The following is an 18264-nucleotide window of genomic DNA, read 5'->3' as shown; positions in this document are numbered from 1 at the left end:
GCCGTCGTATGCTGGAAAACCTGTCTTCTAGTCGGTTCCGGCCCAATCGATGGTGTGCACTTCAGCCACGCTCTCGTTATCGGCAGCCAAATCGACTCGAACTGCGATCCGCTGCCCCGAAATCATCGCGGGCAGCCAATGCTCGGCGTCGGCCCACATGCGTTCCACCGGTAGCTTGGACACCGGGAACCATTCGGGCGCAATCTCGTCGCTCTCCGACGGTTCGCCTGCCCAAGAACGCGTCAGATACACAGTGGTGTACATGTTCCATTCGGGTCTGGCAGGAAAGACGAAGTCGATGATGCCGGCGGGGATGAGGTCCGCGGCCTGGACCACCACGCTGATTTCCTCCATGACCTCGCGGCACACCGCCTGCAGCGCCGTCTCCCCCGGCTCCACATGCCCACCCACGCCCACCACTTTCCCACGCCCAAAACCGGTCTTCTTTGTACCGAGGAGGACGTGTTCCCCGTCCACGCCGTCACGGAGGAGGAAGCACAGTGTCACATGGGCTGCTGTCATGCTGCCTACCTTAACCCGATCTCCTGCACCCGGGGTCCCATTGCCACAGTCAGCCCAATTGCTACAGTGAGCCCATGAACGAAGGTGGGGGCGAACTGCATGCCGGGACACAGGCACAAGCGCAAGCCATCAACCATGAGGTGAAGGCCCAAGCCGGGGAAGATGCCGAAACTGCCCCTCTGGCCGAGGCCCCATCAGCCACCAGAGCCGGGCAGGAGCGCGACGCCTGGCTGCCCCGCTGGGTGGTGGCCCATCCGCTCTACGCCGGCTGGGCTTGGACGGTGGTGTGGGCCGGGCTCATTGTTCTGGATGAGGTGGTGGACCTGGCTGGTTGGACGTGGTACCTGCTGGTCCTCATCGCTGCCCTGCCAACGCTGCTGTCCACGCTGGCCGTGCTGCATGCCACCCCTCGCAGCCACCTCAAGGCAGTGGACGCCACTGTCCTGGGCCATTTCTTCGTCCGCTTCCTGGCCCTGGTGGTCGCCTTCGTGGTGTGGGCTGCCTCCGTGGTGATGAGTGCTTCCATCTCGACCACGGTGCAGACCGTCATCGGCGACTCCGAAAAGGAGGTGACCGCACTCGGCTTCAACCTCATGCTGGCGTCGGTCCCGCTGGTGCTCTCTGTCCTGTGGATGGCGTTCATCGTGCGGTGCGCCTGGTTCCTTCGCCGGCTACGCGGTTGGCGGCAAATACCGTTGAAGACGCGGGTACCCAAAAAGTTCCTCAAGGGACAGCCACGGTTGAAGCGGGTGGTGGTGGGACTGGCCCACCCAGGCCTTCTGCTCGTGGCCGGTTTGGGGACGTCGCTGCTGGCATTGTTCGTCGATGCCGTGGAGTTGACGTTCAGTGTATTGGACTAGCTGCAGCATCAGCCGAGCGCCCGGGGATGGGCAGCAGCGTAAACCTCGCGCAAGGTGTCGGCGGTAACCAGCGTGTAGACCTGGGTGGTGGTAACCGATGCGTGCCCCAACAGCTCCTGGACTACACGCACGTCAGCCCCGCCTTCCAGGAGATGCGTGGCAAAAGAGTGCCGCAAGGTGTGCGGCGAAACATCCTTGGCGATGTTTGCCTTCTCTGCAGCAGCCTTGAGGATTGTCCAGGCACTCTGCCTGCTGATTCGGCCGCCACGGGCGTTCAGGAACAACGCGGGAGTGCCCTTGCCCTTGGAAGCCAGCAACGGCCTTCCGCGGACCACATAGGCTCCGACGGCGCGTGCACCGTAAGAGCCCAAAGGCACCAGCCGCTCCTTGGAACCTTTGCCGAAGAGCCTGACTATTGCTGGTTCGCCGCCTGCGTGCTCCAGGGATACATCGTCAACGTCCAGCCCTACGGCCTCGCTGATGCGCGCGCCGGTGGAATAGAGAAATTCAAGCAAGGCCCGGTCCCTTAGCCCGGTCGCAGAGTCCGAACCCGCAGCTTCGAGAATCCGCGTTACTTCACCAACGCTGATGGCTTTCGGAAGTCGTTTGCCCGGCATCGGCGGGTGGACATCGCTGGCGGGATCCGACGTCGTGGTTCCTTCAAGGGCCCAAAATTTATGAAGTCCGCGCACGGCCACTATGGTCCTGGCTGCGGAGCGGACGCCCAGGGCCGCGGCGCCATCGGAGCCGTCTGACAAGGCCTGGGCAAAACCGGTGACGTGATGGCGCGTGACGTCTCCGGGGCGTTCCACGCCTTGGCCAGCCAGGAAGTTCGAATAACGGGCAAGGTCACGGCGATAGGCAGCCAAGGTATTGGCTGCCAGGCCGCGTTCCACGCCCACGTGCTGGAGGTAGTCGGTAACTCCTCGATCGATGCCGTTGGCAGGACGGGTGGCGGCCTCGACCATTCTTAGCGCTGGCTCGGGTGCGCGGGCCACGGCGCGTCAGCGGGGCGCAGGCTGGAAAAGCCGTCGGCCTTCGCGGCGGCGGCTGCCAGGATTCCCAGGACCGCGGACGGATTGTGCAGGCGCCCTTCAAGGACAGCCTTCACGGCATCGTCGAGCGGAATCCAGTGGAACTCGATTTCCGACTCTTCGTCCGTGCGGACATGCAGGTCAGCCTCGGGAACAGCGCTCAACCCACGAGCCAGATAAATCCGGACAGCCTCGCTGGAGGATCCCGGAGAGTTGAAGAAGTCCACCAGGACATTCCACGTGGCCGCAACAAGATCAGCTTCCTCAGCGAGCTCCCTGGCAGCGCCCGCCACGAAATCCTCGCCCTCAACGTCCAGCAACCCGGCCGGGATTTCCCAGAGGTCCATACCAACAGGGTGCCTGTACTGCTTCAGGAGCAGGATTTCACCGTCAACGTTCATCGGCAGCACAGCCACCGCGCCGGGGTGGTCGATGTAGTCGCGGACCAGGGTGTCCGTATCCTCGCTGAGCTGGAAGGCGTCGCTGACCACATCCCAGATGCGGCCTTCATAGACCTTGCTCGTAGACAAAAGACGGCGCGGGCTCGGCGCATCCGAAACCTGCCTTGAGGTGCTGGGGGTTTCGGAAATGCCGGGCATCGCGCCGTCCTTCGTTAGTGCTTGCGTTTACGGTTTACTTGGCGGCCACCGCGCTACTTGGCAGCTACCGCACCGGCACCGGATTTGGTTCCCACAACGGCACCTTCACGACGCTCCAAGGCTGCCTTCACGAGGCCCGCGAAGAGCGGGTGCGGGCGCGTCGGGCGGGAGCTAAGCTCCGGGTGTGCCTGCGTAGCAACGTAATACGGGTGCACGTCGCGGGGAAGTTCAACGTACTCAACCAGCTTGCCGTCAGGCGAGGTACCCGAGAAGACAAGGCCCTCCGCCGCGATCTGGTCACGGTACTTGTTGTTAACCTCGTAGCGGTGGCGGTGGCGTTCGCTCACTGAAGTGGTGCCGTACGTCTCGGCGACAACGGAGCCCTCGTCCAGCTTGGCTTCATAGAGCCCCAGGCGCATCGTGCCGCCAAGGTCTCCCTTGCCTTCCACAATGTCCAGCTGCTCTTCCATGGTGGCGATGACCGGGTACTTGGAGTCCGGCTCGAACTCGCTGGACGAGGCCCCTTCCAGGCCAACCACGTTTCGCGCGTATTCGATCACCATGCACTGCAGGCCAAGGCACAGGCCCAAGACCGGCAGTTTGGATTCACGGGCAAACTTCAGTGCACCCAGCTTGCCTTCAAGGCCACGGATACCGAAGCCGCCCGGTACGCAAATGGCGTCGACGCCGGCAAGTGACTTGGTGGCACCGGCAAGGGTTTCGCACTCGTCCGAGGGGACCCAGCGGATCTTGACCTTGGCCTCGTTGGCGAACCCACCGGCGCGGAGGGCCTCGGTGACGGAGAGGTAAGCGTCCGGAAGGTCGATGTACTTCCCCACCAGGGCGATCTCGACCTCGTGCTTGGGGTTGTGGACCGCTTCAAGCAGCTTGTCCCACTTGCTCCAGTCAACGTCCTTGAACGGCAGGTCCAGTGCGCGAACGATATAGGAGTCCAGGCCCTGCGAGTGCAGCGTCTTGGGGATGTCATAGATGCTGGGTGCGTCCGCAGCGTTGACCACGGCGTCGATGTCGACGTCGCACATGCGGCCGATCTTCTCCCGCATGGCCTCGGGCACTTCGCGGTCCGAACGGATCACGATTGCCTCGGGCTGGATACCGATGGAACGAAGGGCTGCCACGGAGTGCTGCGTGGGCTTGGTCTTCAGTTCCTGGGAGGGACCGATGTACGGAACCAGGGAAACATGGAGGAAGAAGACATTGTTCCGGCCGATGTCCTGGCGCACCTGGCGGGCCGACTCAAGGAAGGGCTGCGATTCGATATCGCCAACCGTGCCACCGATTTCGGTGATGATGACATCCGGAGCGTTCTTGCCTTCTGCGGGAAGGCGCATGCGGCGCTTGATCTCATCCGTGATGTGCGGGATGACCTGAACGGTGTCTCCGAGGTATTCACCACGGCGTTCCTTCGCGATGACCGTGGAGTAGATCTGGCCCGTTGTGACGTTGGCCGAACCTTCGAGGTTTTCATCGAGGAAGCGCTCGTAGTGTCCGATGTCGAGGTCGGTTTCGGCGCCATCATCAGTCACGAAAACTTCGCCGTGCTGGAAGGGATTCATCGTGCCCGGATCCACGTTCAAATAAGGATCGAGCTTCTGCATAGTTACAGACAAACCGCGTGCCCGCAGCAGGTGGCCGAGGCTGGAAGCCGTCAGACCCTTACCGAGCGAGGACGCCACACCACCGGTGACGAAGATGTGTTTGGTCGTCTTGGACGAGCCCGGGAACCGGGAATTTACACGGGAATTTGATCGCTGCACCACGGAATTCGAGCTTATCATCAATTACGCCTTCCAAGCGTCCGTCCGGATTCCCCAAATGGTCAATAGTTGCCCAAGATCATGCCTGCAATCAAGAGCCGGGCGGGACCAAGTGCACGGATGTGATAGTGGTCGCAGTCCGGCACCGGCCGCGTCCCCGGAATTTCCTACGCCCGCTGGGGAAGCAACTTCGCGTCGTCCAGCAACTCCTGCGCGTGTGCCTGGGCAGATTCCGAGTCTTCCTGCCCGGCCAACATACGGGCAAGCTCCTTCACGCGTTCGTCGTCATCCAGCAGTTGCACATCGCTGGAGGTGAATCCCGTGGACGTTTTTCCGTCGGCGCCCCGCACTGAGGTTTTGGTAACCCTGATGTGCTGATCTGCGAAGGCAGCAACCTGCGGCAGGTGCGTCACAACGAGGACCTGGACGTGGCGGGCCAACATGGCCAGCCGGCGCCCGATCTCGACGGCGGCCCGTCCACCTACTCCGGCGTCCACCTCGTCAAAGACGAACGTAGGAACAGGATCCACCGCAGCGAGCACTACCTCGATCGCCAGCATCACCCTTGAGAGTTCACCGCCGGAGGCTCCCTTGCCCAGTGGGCGCGCAGGAGCGCCGGAGTGTGGCTGAAGGAGGAAGGCGATCTCATCCGTTCCCCAGGGGCCAAGCGATCCGCTGTCCTCTATTTGGATGATCAACGTGGCATCCGCCATGGCCAATGCCTTCAACTCCGCACTCACACGGGCCGAGAGGTCCTTGGCCGCCTTGAGACGGGCCTTGCTGATCGCTGCGGCCTGCTTGCGCAGGGTAGCTTCGGTCGAAGCCACCTCGGCATCCAAGGATTCGATGCGGCTTGAATCGTCCTGCAGCTCGTCCAAACGCACACGGGCCGTGGCCGCCCACTCCAGCACTTCATCGATGCTTGGGGCGTACTTGCGGATCAGTCTGGCCAAAGCGGCGCGGCGTTCCTGGATTTCGGAGAGCCGCTCCGGGCCTTCGGTGTCCAATGCGGCCTGGTAGCTGGACAAGTCAGCGGCGATATCGTTCAGCAGGAAGCCAACTTCGGCCAGGCGTGCAGCAGCGGCCCCCAGCGCCTCATCATGCTCTGCAACATGCTCCAGCGTCCGCTTGGCCGCATCCACCATCGATGTGGCATCGCCGGCATCCCCGAATTCCTCCGCGATGAGCGACTCATGTGCCGCCGCTGCTGCGAGCCTGAGTTCTTCAACGTTGGCAAGCTTGACGGCCTCAGCCTTGAGGGTCTCATCCTCACCCGGCTGGGGATCCACGTCATCGATCTCTTTGAGCGCAGCGTCCAACGACTCCGCCTCACGAAGCCGCTCCCGCGCCTCGCTGCGAAGGGTCTCCAGCTCGGCCTGAATGGACTTCCAATGGTTGTACAGATCCTGGTATTCCCCCAGGACCTTGGCCAAGGGTGCACCCGCGAAACGATCCAGGGCGTGTCGCTGTGCGGTAGCGCTCTTCAGCCTGATCTGGTCCGACTGGCCGTGCACCACCACCAAACTCTCGCCAAGTTCGGCCAGAACCCCCACCGGCGCCGCCCGTCCCCCAACGTAAGCCCGGCTGCGGCCATCGGCACCAACGGTCCGGGCAAGCAGGAGTTCAGCGACGCCGTCGAACTCCTCCGCCTCACCGCCGGCCTCCTTGGCCCGCTCCACCGCGCTGTGGGCTGGATCAAGCTTCAAGACTGCCTCTGCGGAGGCAGATTTGGCGCCGCTGCGGACGGCACCCGCGTCTGAACGGGCCCCCAGGAGAAGCCCGACGGCGGTCACCACCATGGTCTTGCCGGCACCGGTTTCGCCGGTAACCACGCTGAGGCCGGGGCCTAGCGGCAGGGCGGCATCAGTAATGACACCGAGGTCACGGATTCGGAGTTCTTCAAGCATGCTTCACTTCGCATTCGTGGGGTCGGATGGCTCACCGTGCCCCGGGTACAGGGATGTTTCGGCGGCCAGGGAATCGTTCGGCTCCCGGGAATCGTTCGAGTCCCGGGAATCATGCGCGTCCCGGGGAGTGGGCAAAGGAGCCGGTGAAAGGGTTCGGATCACAGGGATGGGGCCAGTGTGGACTTCCCCCGACCGGGGAGCCGGACCGCGCCAGCCGTGGATGGGGAGCTGGAACTTGCGCACAAGCCGGGCCGAAAAAGGAGTCCTGTGCGTCCGTGCCAGTCGTACAGGCGTGGCTGAGCGGGTCACCTCAACACGCGCACCCGGAGGCAAATCAACAGAGCGCCTGCCATCGCACCAAAGGACGCCCAGGGCATCCGTCCTGTTCATAATTTCCACGGCGAGCTTGGAACGCGGCGAGACCACCAAGGGCTTCGCGAAAAGGGCATGGGCGCTGATCGGCACAATGACGAGCGCTTCCACTTCAGGCCACACCACCGGCCCACCAGACGAAAATGCGTACGCGGTTGATCCCGTTGGCGTCGCGAGGACCACGCCATCACAGCCGAACGACGTCAGCGGGCGTTCATCCACCTCAGTGACGACCTCAAGCATCCGTTCCCGGTTGGCTTTCTCGATGGCAGCTTCGTTCAGGGCCCAGGTATGCCAGATCTTCTGGCCCTTGATCCACACCTGGACATCGATGGTCATGCGCTCTTCGACCGTGTATTGGCGGCTCGCGATCCACTCAACCGTCTGGGCCAGGTCAGCACGTTCGCTCTCGGCAAGGAAGCCCACGTGGCCCAGGTTCACGCCCAGCAAGGGAACGTCCACCTCCCGGACCAGTTCCGCCGCGCGCAGGATGGTTCCGTCGCCACCCAGAACCATCACCAATTCCACGTCTTCCAAACTCACGTCGTCGTGGAGGATCTCAATGGGGGTGTCAACGGCACCAAAGAAGCGCTCGACATCTGCCAATTCCGACTTCTGGAGGACCGGAACCAGGCCCGAGGAGTGCAGCTGCGTACAGGCATCCCACGCCGCCCGGAGCGATTCCTCCCGCCCTGTGTGGGCAAGGACAAGTACATGCCTGCTCATCGGGTTCTGCTTTCTAGTCGTTTGGCCAGAGGTTCTTTATCAACGCAGCAACGTCCTCGTCCCGCTCTTCGATCTTAGGCAACACAGCGGACATCCTGCGCTTCATCCACAGGAAGTACTCAACATTTCCGTCCTGGCCCGGGAGTGGACTTGCTGCCAGGCCATGAAGTTCCAGCCCGGCATCAACTGCAGCGCGGGCCACTTGGGCCACCGCCCGGCGTCGTTCATTCTCGGAAGACACCACACCCGTGCGGCTCAGCCGCTCCTTGCCGACTTCAAACTGCGGCTTGACCATCAGGACAAGGTCTCCGCCGGGTTCCGTGCAGGCAGCAAGGGGGCCCAGGACCAACGTCAGGGAAATGAAGGACAGGTCTGCAACTGTCAGGGCCGCGGTGCCGCCGATCTGGTCCGGCGTCACGTACCTGACGTTTAGCCCCTCATGGACCACCACGCGGGGATCATCGCGAAGGAGCGGCACCAGTTGGCCGTGCCCGACGTCGACCGCCACCACTTGCGCGGCGCCTTGCCGAAGCAGCACGTCGGTGAAGCCACCAGTGGAGGCTCCGGCGTCGAGACACCGCCTCCCGGAAACTGCGACCCCCGGAAACGCTGCCAACGCGCCAGCCAGCTTATGCCCGGCGCGGCTCACGTAGATGTCCTCAACGTGGGATTGGACGTCCAGGTCTGTACCGGCGTCCACCTGCTGGGCCGCTTTGGCCAAAACGACCCCGTCTGAACTCACCTTGCCGTCGCTAATGAGCTTGGCAGCATGCGTCCGGGACCTCGCCAGCCCACGCGTCACGAGTTCCTGATCAAGTCTTGCCATCCGCTATTTGTCGCCTTCCGGGCGGGTAGGACTGGCATGCCGGTCAGCAGCCGGCGGGAGCCCAGGCTCAGCATCCAGCGCCTCCAGGAGAGAGTCATGAAGTGCTGAATACAGCCCGGCATGCTCGGCCACCGGAGCGCCATGAACGCCCTCCAACAAACTTAGGGCACGGTCCACCGGGGCATCGCCGGTGGAATCGAGAGCCTCCGGCCAGTGCACAGCGGTCCGTTCAGCCTCAGCTTCCGGGAGATTGTTGGGCTCAGTCATCGCACCAGTCTAATGAGTTCGCCATTCCAGCTTCGGCGCTTGGGCCACAGCCGTGTCCGGAACCGCAGCCCACCAGGCAGCGCACGCCGCCCGCCACGCGTCGAGGTCATCCTTGTGCCCTGTAAGCGTGACCTTGCCGTCCTCGGCAATCGCAGAAGCTGCACCGCAACGGTAGGTGCCACCGTCGCTGACGATTTCGGGGTATGGATTGTAAAGATCACCCAGATCCGCCAACAGGTAATCGGGGCGCTCTTCCGTCCGTGCAGCCAGAATCGTCAGCGTGGTATCGACGCCGGTGAGTACCGCCGCCGTCGCAAATCCCGCACGATTACCGCCCAGGATGTCCGTATCCAAACGGTCTCCGACTACCAAAGGACGGTCCGACTTCAAGCGCTTGGCCGCAGCGTGGAACAACGGTGCTTCAGGTTTACCGGCCACCATAGGCGTCCTGCCCGTTGCGGCCGCAACAGCGGCAACGAGAGTACCGTTGCCAGGAGCCATACCGCGCGCCTGCGGGATGGACATATCCGTGTTGGTCGCGAACCATTGGGCGCCACTGGCAACAACATAGGATGCCTCAGCGAGGTCCTTCCAGCCGATCTCCGGGTTAAAGCCCTGGACAACAGCAACTGGCGACTCCGCCGCACTATGCACGGGCTTGAGGCCCACGAGCTCGATCTCGTGAGCCAACGCCGCACTGCCAGTGATGAGCACGTGAGCCCCCGCAGGCAGCATGGAAGCAAGCAGCTCCCCCGCGGCCTGCGACGAGCTGACCACCTGGTGATCCTCCGCAGGCGCTCCCAATTCCCTCAAGTGCGCTGCAACCTGGGCGGGAGTACGCGAGGCGTTGTTCGTCACGTAACCCAGCCCGACGCCTACCGTCTCCAGGCGCTGCAGCGACTCTACAGCTCCGGGAATGGCGTGGGGACCCGCGTAAACGACACCATCAAGATCGGAAAGAACCGCGTCAAAGGACGAAATGAGTGAATCAGCCATGCTGGGAGTCAGTGCCCTGTTCGTGGGTAGCCTCTTCATCGATGGATTCCGTGTGGGACACGATTTCGTCAGCCTCTGCTTCTTCTTCGGCTTCGTCAGACTCTTCTGCTGAATCAATATCCGATTCGGCATCGTCCGACTCGAAGTAATCCGATTCGGCATCATCGATGTCAACGTCGTCGTGTTCGGCATCTGCAGCAGCCGCCTCGGCGATCACCGATTCGCTTTCCGGCCTAACGACGTCGGAATCCTCGCCGCGCTTCTCGAAGCGCGGCTTCCGCGCCGCTGCTGCTTCTTCCTGCTCGTCCCAGCCGAGATCAAGAATTTCCGGTTCAGCGAAGTCGCCAACACCCAAGGCATTCTCGGCAACCACTGCCTGGCGGGCCCACTTTTCGGCTTCCTCGGTGCGACCCACAGCCGTCAGTGCTTCCGCATACGCGCGGAACAGACGGGGGCTGTAGGAGAATGCCCGATTAATGTCCAGCTGCGGGATCTCAAGTTCGGCAACAGCAGCGTCAAGCTGGTTAAGGTCAGCGCGTGCGCCCGAAGCCACAATCGCCAGCTCTACCTTGCCCGGAGCATCCAGGTCCTGCGCTTCCGGAGAACGGACCATGTCCAGTGCACGGTCAGGACGGCCAAGGCCACGCTCACAGTCCGCCATGACAGGCAGGTGAACGTTGGACCCGCTGATGCGGCGGTACGTACGGAATTCGCGGAGCGCTTCGCCATAGTGACCCGCAGCGTAAGCCGTCAGGCCAACAGCCTCCCGGACAGCCGAGAGCCGGCCACCCCTGCGGCTGGCAGCCAAAGCGTGCTGGAAGGCCAACTCCGGCTCGATGTCGATCAGGCGACCGGCCATGACCAGGTGCTTGGCAACCCAGCCTGCGCTCTGCTCTTCGAGGGTCTTGATCTGATGGCCGGTGGCGCGGTCAAGTTCCTTACCCGTGACATCCTCATCGATCTCGGGAGAACGTTCGCGGTCAGGGCGGTTGGCGCTGCGAATGTCCTTCGCGTTGGGAACCCGGGCCGGACGGTCTTCCCATGAGTTGGCGCGGTCATTGCTGAAGGGACGACGGTCGCCGCCACGGTCCGGACGGTCACCGAAGGGCTTACGCTCGCCACGGTCATTGTTGAACGGACGACGCTCCTCGCCATCACGACGAGGACCATCAAAGTTCCGCGGACCACGCTCAGGACGGCTACCGAAGGGCTTACGCTCGCCACGGTCGCTGTTGAATGGGCGACGCTCACCATCACGCGCCGGACGATCACCACGGTCGCCAAAAGGCTTACGGTCACGATCGCCACCGAAGGAACGACGCTCGCCATCACGGGGCGGGCGGTCACCGAAGGGCTTACGCTCGCCACGGTCATTGTTGAATGGGCGACGCTCACCATCACGCGCCGGACGATCACCACGGTCACCGCGGTCACCAAAGGGCTTACGGTCACGATCGCCACCGAAGGAACGACGCTCGCCATCACGGGGCGGGCGGTCACCGAAGGGCTTACGCTCGCCACGGTCATTGTTGAATGGGCGACGCTCACCATCACGCGCCGGACGATCACCACGGTCACCGCGGTCACCAAAGGGCTTACGGTCACGATCGCCACCGAAGGAACGACGCTCGCCATCACGGGGCGGGCGGTCACCGAACGGCTTACGCTCGCCACGGTCGCTGTTAAACGGACGACGCTCACCATCACGCGCCGGACGATCACCACGGTCACCGCGGTCACCAAAGGGCCTGCGATCACGATCGCCACCGAAGGAACGACCCTGCTCATTGCCGTCGCGATTCTCCCTGGAACGGAATCCGCGAGGATCTCCACCGGAGTTATTGTTGGGGCGGAAAGAACCGCGGTCGCCGCGATTCCCGCCAAAGTTTCCGCGGTTGCCGTCGCGATTGCCGCCGTTGTGCTCAGCCATGGTGGATTCCTCCTGTTGCGAGCCGACCACTGGCGCGTGCGTAGTCGCTCATAACCCTTATTTCGTTGTCACGCCGTCTGCAGCACGGAGCTGCCGACTCGTATGTCTTATGCAATTCTAGGCGACAGCACCTCAGTCGCCGAACGTCGGAGCAGCTCCAGGGGTATCCCGTGGCAAGTCTCACAGCGCTATTGGCGCTGGGTCTTCCGGGGGTTTAAATGGGTCAAGCCCCGGCTGTGGTGGTCGGGGCTTGTCTTGTGTTGGTCAAATGTGTGTCGTTTGAATGCAGTCGTTTGAATGCGGGAGACCCCCAACCCGGTGTGGGTTGGGGGTCTCTACCTAATGTGTGTCCGGCGGTGTCCTACTCTCCCACACCCTCCCGGGTGCAGTACCATCGGCGCTGTGGGTCTTAGCTTCCGGGTTCGGAATGGGACCGGGCGTTTCCCCCACGCTATGACCGCCGTAACCTTGTTACCCGTCCCGCGCACCGGTTTTGTGGTGTGGGGTGGGAAGACTGTGTGGTTACAACTGTGGTGTTGTGTATTCAGTTGTTGGTTCCTGGAACGGTTGTTGTTCGGGAACCACATAGTGGACGCGTGCAGTGTGTTGTGTGTGGTGTAAGTTGTTGGCCTATTAGTACCGGTCAGCTTCACGAGTCTTTGGTCCTCGCTTCCACATCCGGCCTATCAACCCAGTGGTCTGGCTGGGGGCCTCTCACACGTATTGTGTATGGAAATCTCATCTTGAAGCGAGCTTCCCGCTTAGATGCTTTCAGCGGTTATCCCATCCGAACGTAGCTAATCAGCGGTGCACTTGGCAGTACAACTGACACACCAGAGGTTCGTCCGTCCCGGTCCTCTCGTACTAAGGACAGCCCTTCTCAAATTTCCTGCGCGCGCAGCGGATAGGGACCGAACTGTCTCACGACGTTCTAAACCCAGCTCGCGTACCGCTTTAATGGGCGAACAGCCCAACCCTTGGGACCTACTCCAGCCCCAGGATGCGACGAGCCGACATCGAGGTGCCAAACCATGCCGTCGATATGGACTCTTGGGCAAGATCAGCCTGTTATCCCCGAGGTACCTTTTATCCGTTGAGCGACGGCCATTCCACAATGTACCGCCGGATCACTAGTCCCGACTTTCGTCCCTGCTTGAGATGTCTCTCTCACAGTCAAGCTCCCTTGTGCACTTACACTCGACACCTGATTGCCAACCAGGCTGAGGGAACCTTTGGGCGCCTCCGTTACTTTTTAGGAGGCAACCGCCCCAGTTAAACTACCCATCAGGCACTGTCCCTGACCCGGATCACGGGCCGAAGTTAGATGTCCAAAGTGACCAGAGTGGTATTTCAACGATGACTCCACCCGAACTGGCGTCCGGGCTTCAACGTCTCCCACCTATCCTACACAAGCCACTCCGAACACCAATACCAAACTATAGTAAAGGTCTCGGGGTCTTTCCGTCCTGCTGCGCGTAACGAGCATCTTTACTCGTACTGCAATTTCGCCGAGTTTATGGTTGAGACAGCGGGGAAGTCGTTACTCCATTCGTGCAGGTCGGAACTTACCCGACAAGGAATTTCGCTACCTTAGGATGGTTATAGTTACCACCGCCGTTTACTGGGGCTTAAATTCTCAGCTTCGCCCGCAAGGGGCTAACCGGTCCTCTTAACCTTCCAGCACCGGGCAGGAGTCAGTCCGTATACATCGTCTTGCGACTTCGCACGGACCTGTGTTTTTAGTAAACAGTCGCTTCCCCCTGGTCTCTGCGGCCCACACCCGCTCACGGAGAGCAAGTCTCCATCACGGGGCAGGCCCCCCCTTCTCCCGAAGTTACGGGGGCATTTTGCCGAGTTCCTTAACCATAATTCTCTCGATCGCCTTGGTATTCTCTACCTGATCACCTGTGTCGGTTTGGGGTACGGGCGGCTAAAACCTCGCGTCGATGCTTTTCTAGGCAGCATAGGATCACCGGATCCCCCCGAACGGGAGTCCCATCAGATCTCAGGATCGTGCTCGAAACACACAGGAACGGATTTGCCTATCCCTGACCCTACATCCTTGGACCGGGGCAACCATCGCCCGGCCCGGCTACCTTCCTGCGTCACACCTGTTAATACGCTTACCTCCCGGGATCAGGTCCCGCGCTCGGCCAAAACCCACACACCACAAGGGTGGGCGGGCAGGCTCCGGGCGGTTAGTATCCCCCGCTTGGCATGGGCGGTTTTTCGCCGGTACGGGAATATCAACCCGTTGTCCATCGACTACGCCTGTCGGCCTCGCCTTAGGTCCCGACTTACCCAGGGCAGATTAGCTTGACCCTGGAACCCTTGATCATTCGGCGGACGGGTTTCTCACCCGTCTTTCGCTACTCATGCCTGCATTCTCACTCGTGTAGGCTCCACCGCTGGTTTCCACCGCGACTTCACTGCCCACACGACGCTCCCCTACCACTCCACACCCCTGAACCACGAAGGCTAGGGTACCGTGTGAAATCCACAACTTCGGCGGTGTACTTGAGCCCCGCTACATTGTCGGCGCGGAATCACTTGACCAGTGAGCTATTACGCACTCTTTCAAGGATGGCTGCTTCTAAGCCAACCTCCTGGTTGTCTTCGCAACTCCACATCCTTTCCCACTTAGCACACGCTTAGGGGCCTTAGTTGGTGGTCTGGGCTGTTTCCCTCTCGACTATGAAGCTTATCCCCCACAGTCTCACTGCTGCGCTCTCACTTACCGGCATTCGGAGTTTGGCTGACGTCAGTAACCTTGTAGGGCCCATCGGCCATCCAGTAGCTCTACCTCCGGCAAGAAACACGCAACGCTGCACCTAAATGCATTTCGGGGAGAACCAGCTATCACGGAGTTTGATTGGCCTTTCACCCCTACCCACAGCTCATCCCCTCCATTTTCAACTGAAGTGGGTTCGGTCCTCCACGACGTCTTACCGTCGCTTCAACCTGGCCATGGGTAGATCACTCCGCTTCGGGTCTAGATCACGCCACTACACTCGCCCTGTTCAGACTCGCTTTCGCTACGGCTACCCCACACGGGTTAACCTCGCGACGTAACACTAACTCGCAGGCTCATTCTTCAAAAGGCACGCCGTCACAGTTACTAGTGATTACTCACGACTGCTCCGACGGATTGTAAGCACACGGTTTCAGGTACTGTTTCACTCCCCTCCCGGGGTACTTTTCACCTTTCCCTCACGGTACTGGTCCGCTATCGGTCATTAGGAAGTATTTAGGCTTATCAGGTGGTCCTGACAGATTCGCACGGGATTTCTCGGGCCCCGTGCTACTTGGGATCCTCTCCAGGCGGTACACAACATTACGGTTACGGGGCTCACACCCTCTCTGGCCGGCCTTTCAAGACCGTTCACCTATGCCTGCACTACACACCCCACCGGTCCGGCAGAACCAGTACGGAAAGTCCCACAACCCCGCCCATGCAACGCCCGCCGGCTATCACACATGGAAACGGTTTAGCCTGATCCGCGTTCGCTCGCCACTACTAACGGAATCACTCTTGTTTTCTCTTCCTGCGGGTACTGAGATGTTTCACTTCCCCGCGTTCCCCCCACGCACCCTATGTGTTCAGATGCGGGTCACACAATCACCTTGCAGCGTTGTGCGGGGTTTCCCCATTCGGACATCCTGGGATCAACGCTCGGTTATCAACTCCCCCAGGCTTATCGCAGATTCCTACGTCCTTCTTCGGCTCCTAATGCCAAGGCATCCACCGTGTGCCCTTAAAAACTTGACCACACAAGATCAAAAACTTACTCGAGAGAACCACGACCACAAAAGGCCAGGTTCATTCATAAGAAATTGCTGTAAGAACACACACCCACCAACCCCGAAGAGCCGGCACCATGCGTGTTCTAGATGCTCGCGTCCACTATGTAGTTCTCAAACAACAACCCCGTCAACCAGACCCCCAACACCCACACGGGTGCCGGTACGAACCGGAAGCAGGAACAAAAGAAACACCAGAACTGTGTCCCCCTGCATTGCTGCAAAAAGGTCCTGTTGCCTCAGGACCCAACAGTGCGCCAAACACAACCCACACAAACCACGCCCCGGCACGTTCCCAACAACACACACCCCCAAGGGGGCACGCACTGCCGTACTAACACCAGGACACAACCGGTCAGGCCATGCCAAACAAACGTTTGATTCGTTGATATTCCACCCATGAGCACCCACCGCAGAACATACGCCTGCGCAATGGGCAACACTGACAACCACCAGCCCCCGCATGCACGGGAACCGACACGGTTGTTAGCAGCTCCTTAGAAAGGAGGTGATCCAGCCGCACCTTCCGGTACGGCTACCTTGTTACGACTTAGTCCCAATCGCCGGTCCCACCTTCGACGGCTCCCCCCACAAGGGTTAGGCCACCGGCTTCGGGTGTTACCAACTTTCGTGACTTGACGGGCGGTGTGTACAAGGCCCGGGAACGTATTCACCGCAGCGTTGCTGATCTGCGATTACTAGCGACTCCGACTTCATGGGGTCGAGTTGCAGACCCCAATCCGAACTGAGACCGGCTTTTTGGGATTAGCTCCACCTCACAGTATCGCAACCCTTTGTACCGGCCATTGTAGCATGCGTGAAGCCCAAGACATAAGGGGCATGATGATTTGACGTCGTCCCCACCTTCCTCCGAGTTGACCCCGGCAGTCTCCTATGAGTCCCCGCCATAACGCGCTGGCAACATAGAACGAGGGTTGCGCTCGTTGCGGGACTTAACCCAACATCTCACGACACGAGCTGACGACAACCATGCACCACCTGTAAACCGACCGCAAGCGGGGCACCTGTTTCCAGGTCTTTCCGGTTCATGTCAAGCCTTGGTAAGGTTCTTCGCGTTGCATCGAATTAATCCGCATGCTCCGCCGCTTGTGCGGGCCCCCGTCAATTCCTTTGAGTTTTAGCCTTGCGGCCGTACTCCCCAGGCGGGGCACTTAATGCGTTAGCTACGGCGCGGAAAACGTGGAATGTCCCCCACACCTAGTGCCCAACGTTTACGGCATGGACTACCAGGGTATCTAATCCTGTTCGCTCCCCATGCTTTCGCTCCTCAGCGTCAGTTACAGCCCAGAGACCTGCCTTCGCCATCGGTGTTCCTCCTGATATCTGCGCATTTCACCGCTACACCAGGAATTCCAGTCTCCCCTACTGCACTCTAGTCTGCCCGTACCCACTGCAGAACCGGAGTTGAGCCCCGGTCTTTCACAGCAGACGCGACAAACCGCCTACGAGCTCTTTACGCCCAATAATTCCGGATAACGCTTGCGCCCTACGTATTACCGCGGCTGCTGGCACGTAGTTAGCCGGCGCTTCTTCTGCAGGTACCGTCACTTTCGCTTCTTCCCTACTGAAAGAGGTTTACAACCCGAAGGCCGTCATCCCTCACGCGGCGTCGCTGCATCAGGCTTTCGCCCATTGTGCAATATTCCCCACTGCTGCCTCCCGTAGGAGTCTGGGCCGTGTCTCAGTCCCAGTGTGGCCGGTCACCCTCTCAGGCCGGCTACCCGTCGTCGCCTTGGTAGGCCATTACCCCACCAACAAGCTGATAGGCCGCGAGTCCATCCAAAACCACAAAAGCTTTCCACCACCATGACATGCGCCAGATGGTCATATCCGGTATTAGACCCAGTTTCCCAGGCTTATCCCAGAGTCAAGGGCAGGTTACTCACGTGTTACTCACCCGTTCGCCACTAATCCCCCCAGCAAGCCAGGGATCATCGTTCGACTTGCATGTGTTAAGCACGCCGCCAGCGTTCATCCTGAGCCAGGATCAAACTCTCCGTTGAAAACAAAAAATCAAACAGACACAACCACACCCACCGGAAATAACGGCGAACACGGCTGCACAAAATTCGAAACCAGCTGAAAACCAAACCACCACACACGGGGGTGCGCAGCAGCCTGGCCATAATTTCAACCAATCAAAAAAACAATCGGCATCAACAAACTTGGCACACTATTGAGTTCTCAAACAACAGGTCACTATTCCAAAGCAGTACCACCAGCCTTCGCTGGATCGCTCCGGAGCAACTTTTCAAACTTACCCGATCAACCCGATCTTGGCAAATCAACGTTTCCGCGATTCCCGATCCAGGTCCCGGCCCCACCCGGCAACCAGCACGCCCAAAAGCGCACCATATTCCAGGCTGTTATCAAAGGGGGTCGGCCCCCGCAGTTCCCAGCACCAGGCTGTCTCACTCGCGGCGACTCAGAAGACATTACACGCCCACCAGCCCCCACACAAATCCACCCCAACACCACCCAAAAACCGGCCAAAACCGCCCAAACACAGGCCAAACAACCCCACAGACCCGCCAAAACCACCCCAAAACCCCAAAAACCAACCCCAGTGAAGCCCGTCACACCAACCACACCCCACCACCCCGCCGCCAAACACCCAAGCCAACC

The 18264-nt window shown here is 60.6% G+C and carries 11 protein-coding genes and 3 rRNA genes; 1 reads left to right on the top strand and 13 read right to left on the bottom strand.

Annotation, left to right across the window (positions count from 1 at the left end):
- Positions 1–27 precede the first annotated feature (27 nt).
- Positions 28–522: an 8-oxo-dGTP diphosphatase gene (locus LDP01_RS00145; protein WP_224089482.1), complete on the bottom strand. Its 495-nt coding sequence runs from the start codon at positions 520–522 to the stop codon at positions 28–30.
- A 74-nt stretch (positions 523–596) separates the two neighbouring features.
- Here LDP01_RS00145 and LDP01_RS00140 point away from each other — a divergent pair, with 74 nt between their 5' ends.
- Complete coding sequence (locus LDP01_RS00140) at positions 597–1382, top strand: hypothetical protein (RefSeq protein WP_224089481.1); 786 nt, start codon at positions 597–599, stop codon at positions 1380–1382.
- Between the two features lie 8 nt (positions 1383–1390).
- On the opposite strand, the gene xerD is transcribed toward LDP01_RS00140, so the two are convergent.
- From xerD to LDP01_RS00080, 12 genes are all read right to left on the bottom strand, one after another.
- Complete coding sequence (gene xerD, locus LDP01_RS00135; protein WP_224089479.1) at positions 1391–2350, bottom strand: site-specific tyrosine recombinase XerD; 960 nt, start codon at positions 2348–2350, stop codon at positions 1391–1393.
- Between the two features lie 2 nt (positions 2351–2352).
- Entirely contained in the window at positions 2353–3015 is a 663-nt protein-coding gene (locus LDP01_RS00130) for an NUDIX domain-containing protein (RefSeq protein WP_224089477.1), read from the bottom strand.
- A 53-nt stretch (positions 3016–3068) separates the two neighbouring features.
- Entirely contained in the window at positions 3069–4814 is a 1746-nt protein-coding gene (gene pyrG, locus LDP01_RS00125) for a CTP synthase (RefSeq protein ID WP_224089475.1), read from the bottom strand.
- A 146-nt stretch (positions 4815–4960) separates the two neighbouring features.
- Complete coding sequence (gene recN, locus LDP01_RS00120) at positions 4961–6700, bottom strand: DNA repair protein RecN (RefSeq protein ID WP_224089473.1); 1740 nt, start codon at positions 6698–6700, stop codon at positions 4961–4963.
- Positions 6701–6703: 3 nt separating this feature from the next.
- Positions 6704–7798, bottom strand: coding sequence for an NAD kinase (locus LDP01_RS00115; protein WP_224089471.1), 1095 nt, complete (start codon positions 7796–7798; stop codon positions 6704–6706).
- Between the two features lie 13 nt (positions 7799–7811).
- On the bottom strand, positions 7812–8624 hold the full coding sequence (locus LDP01_RS00110; RefSeq protein ID WP_224089469.1) for a TlyA family RNA methyltransferase: 813 nt from the start codon (positions 8622–8624) through the stop codon (positions 7812–7814).
- A gap of 3 nt (positions 8625–8627) precedes the next feature.
- On the bottom strand, positions 8628–8891 hold the full coding sequence (locus tag LDP01_RS00105) for a hypothetical protein (protein ID WP_224089468.1): 264 nt from the start codon (positions 8889–8891) through the stop codon (positions 8628–8630).
- A gap of 9 nt (positions 8892–8900) precedes the next feature.
- The gene (locus LDP01_RS00100) at positions 8901–9887 is read right to left on the bottom strand and encodes an HAD-IIA family hydrolase (RefSeq protein ID WP_224089466.1); all 987 of its coding nucleotides are present in this window, start codon (positions 9885–9887) and stop codon (positions 8901–8903) included.
- Positions 9880–11817, bottom strand: coding sequence for a hypothetical protein (locus LDP01_RS00095; protein WP_224089464.1), 1938 nt, complete (start codon positions 11815–11817; stop codon positions 9880–9882). The genes LDP01_RS00100 and LDP01_RS00095 overlap by 8 nt, the downstream gene beginning before the upstream one ends.
- A 348-nt stretch (positions 11818–12165) precedes the next feature.
- A 5S ribosomal RNA gene (rrf, locus tag LDP01_RS00090) occupies positions 12166–12282 on the bottom strand.
- 147 nt (positions 12283–12429) lie between these two features.
- Positions 12430–15586, bottom strand: a 23S ribosomal RNA gene (locus tag LDP01_RS00085).
- A gap of 533 nt (positions 15587–16119) precedes the next feature.
- Positions 16120–17642: ribosomal RNA gene (locus LDP01_RS00080) — 16S ribosomal RNA — on the bottom strand.
- Together the 16S, 23S and 5S rRNA genes form the textbook arrangement of a ribosomal RNA operon.
- Between the last annotated feature and the right edge of the window lie 622 nt (positions 17643–18264).

Source organism: Arthrobacter sp. StoSoilB13 (assembly GCF_019977255.1).
Taxonomy (GTDB): domain Bacteria; phylum Actinomycetota; class Actinomycetes; order Actinomycetales; family Micrococcaceae; genus Arthrobacter.
This window is presented reverse-complemented; position numbering and strand designations above follow the sequence as displayed.

Bases quoted from the DNA above. Each gene is read 5' to 3' on its own strand.
- LDP01_RS00110 (WP_224089469.1), bottom strand. From the start codon at position 8,624: ATGGCAAGACTTGATCAGGAACTCGTGACGCGTGGGCTGGCGAGGTCC.
- LDP01_RS00105 (WP_224089468.1), bottom strand. From the start codon at position 8,891: ATGACTGAGCCCAACAATCTCCCGGAAGCTGAGGCTGAACGGACCGCT.
- LDP01_RS00130 (WP_224089477.1), bottom strand. From the start codon at position 3,015: ATGCCCGGCATTTCCGAAACCCCCAGCACCTCAAGGCAGGTTTCGGAT.
- LDP01_RS00145 (WP_224089482.1), bottom strand. From the start codon at position 522: ATGACAGCAGCCCATGTGACACTGTGCTTCCTCCTCCGTGACGGCGTG.
- LDP01_RS00140 (WP_224089481.1), top strand. From the start codon at position 597: ATGAACGAAGGTGGGGGCGAACTGCATGCCGGGACACAGGCACAAGCG.
- xerD (WP_224089479.1), bottom strand. From the start codon at position 2,350: ATGGTCGAGGCCGCCACCCGTCCTGCCAACGGCATCGATCGAGGAGTT.
- pyrG (WP_224089475.1), bottom strand. From the start codon at position 4,814: ATGATAAGCTCGAATTCCGTGGTGCAGCGATCAAATTCCCGTGTAAAT.
- LDP01_RS00115 (WP_224089471.1), bottom strand. From the start codon at position 7,798: ATGAGCAGGCATGTACTTGTCCTTGCCCACACAGGGCGGGAGGAATCG.
- LDP01_RS00095 (WP_224089464.1), bottom strand. From the start codon at position 11,817: ATGGCTGAGCACAACGGCGGCAATCGCGACGGCAACCGCGGAAACTTT.
- LDP01_RS00100 (WP_224089466.1), bottom strand. From the start codon at position 9,887: ATGGCTGATTCACTCATTTCGTCCTTTGACGCGGTTCTTTCCGATCTT.
- recN (WP_224089473.1), bottom strand. From the start codon at position 6,700: ATGCTTGAAGAACTCCGAATCCGTGACCTCGGTGTCATTACTGATGCC.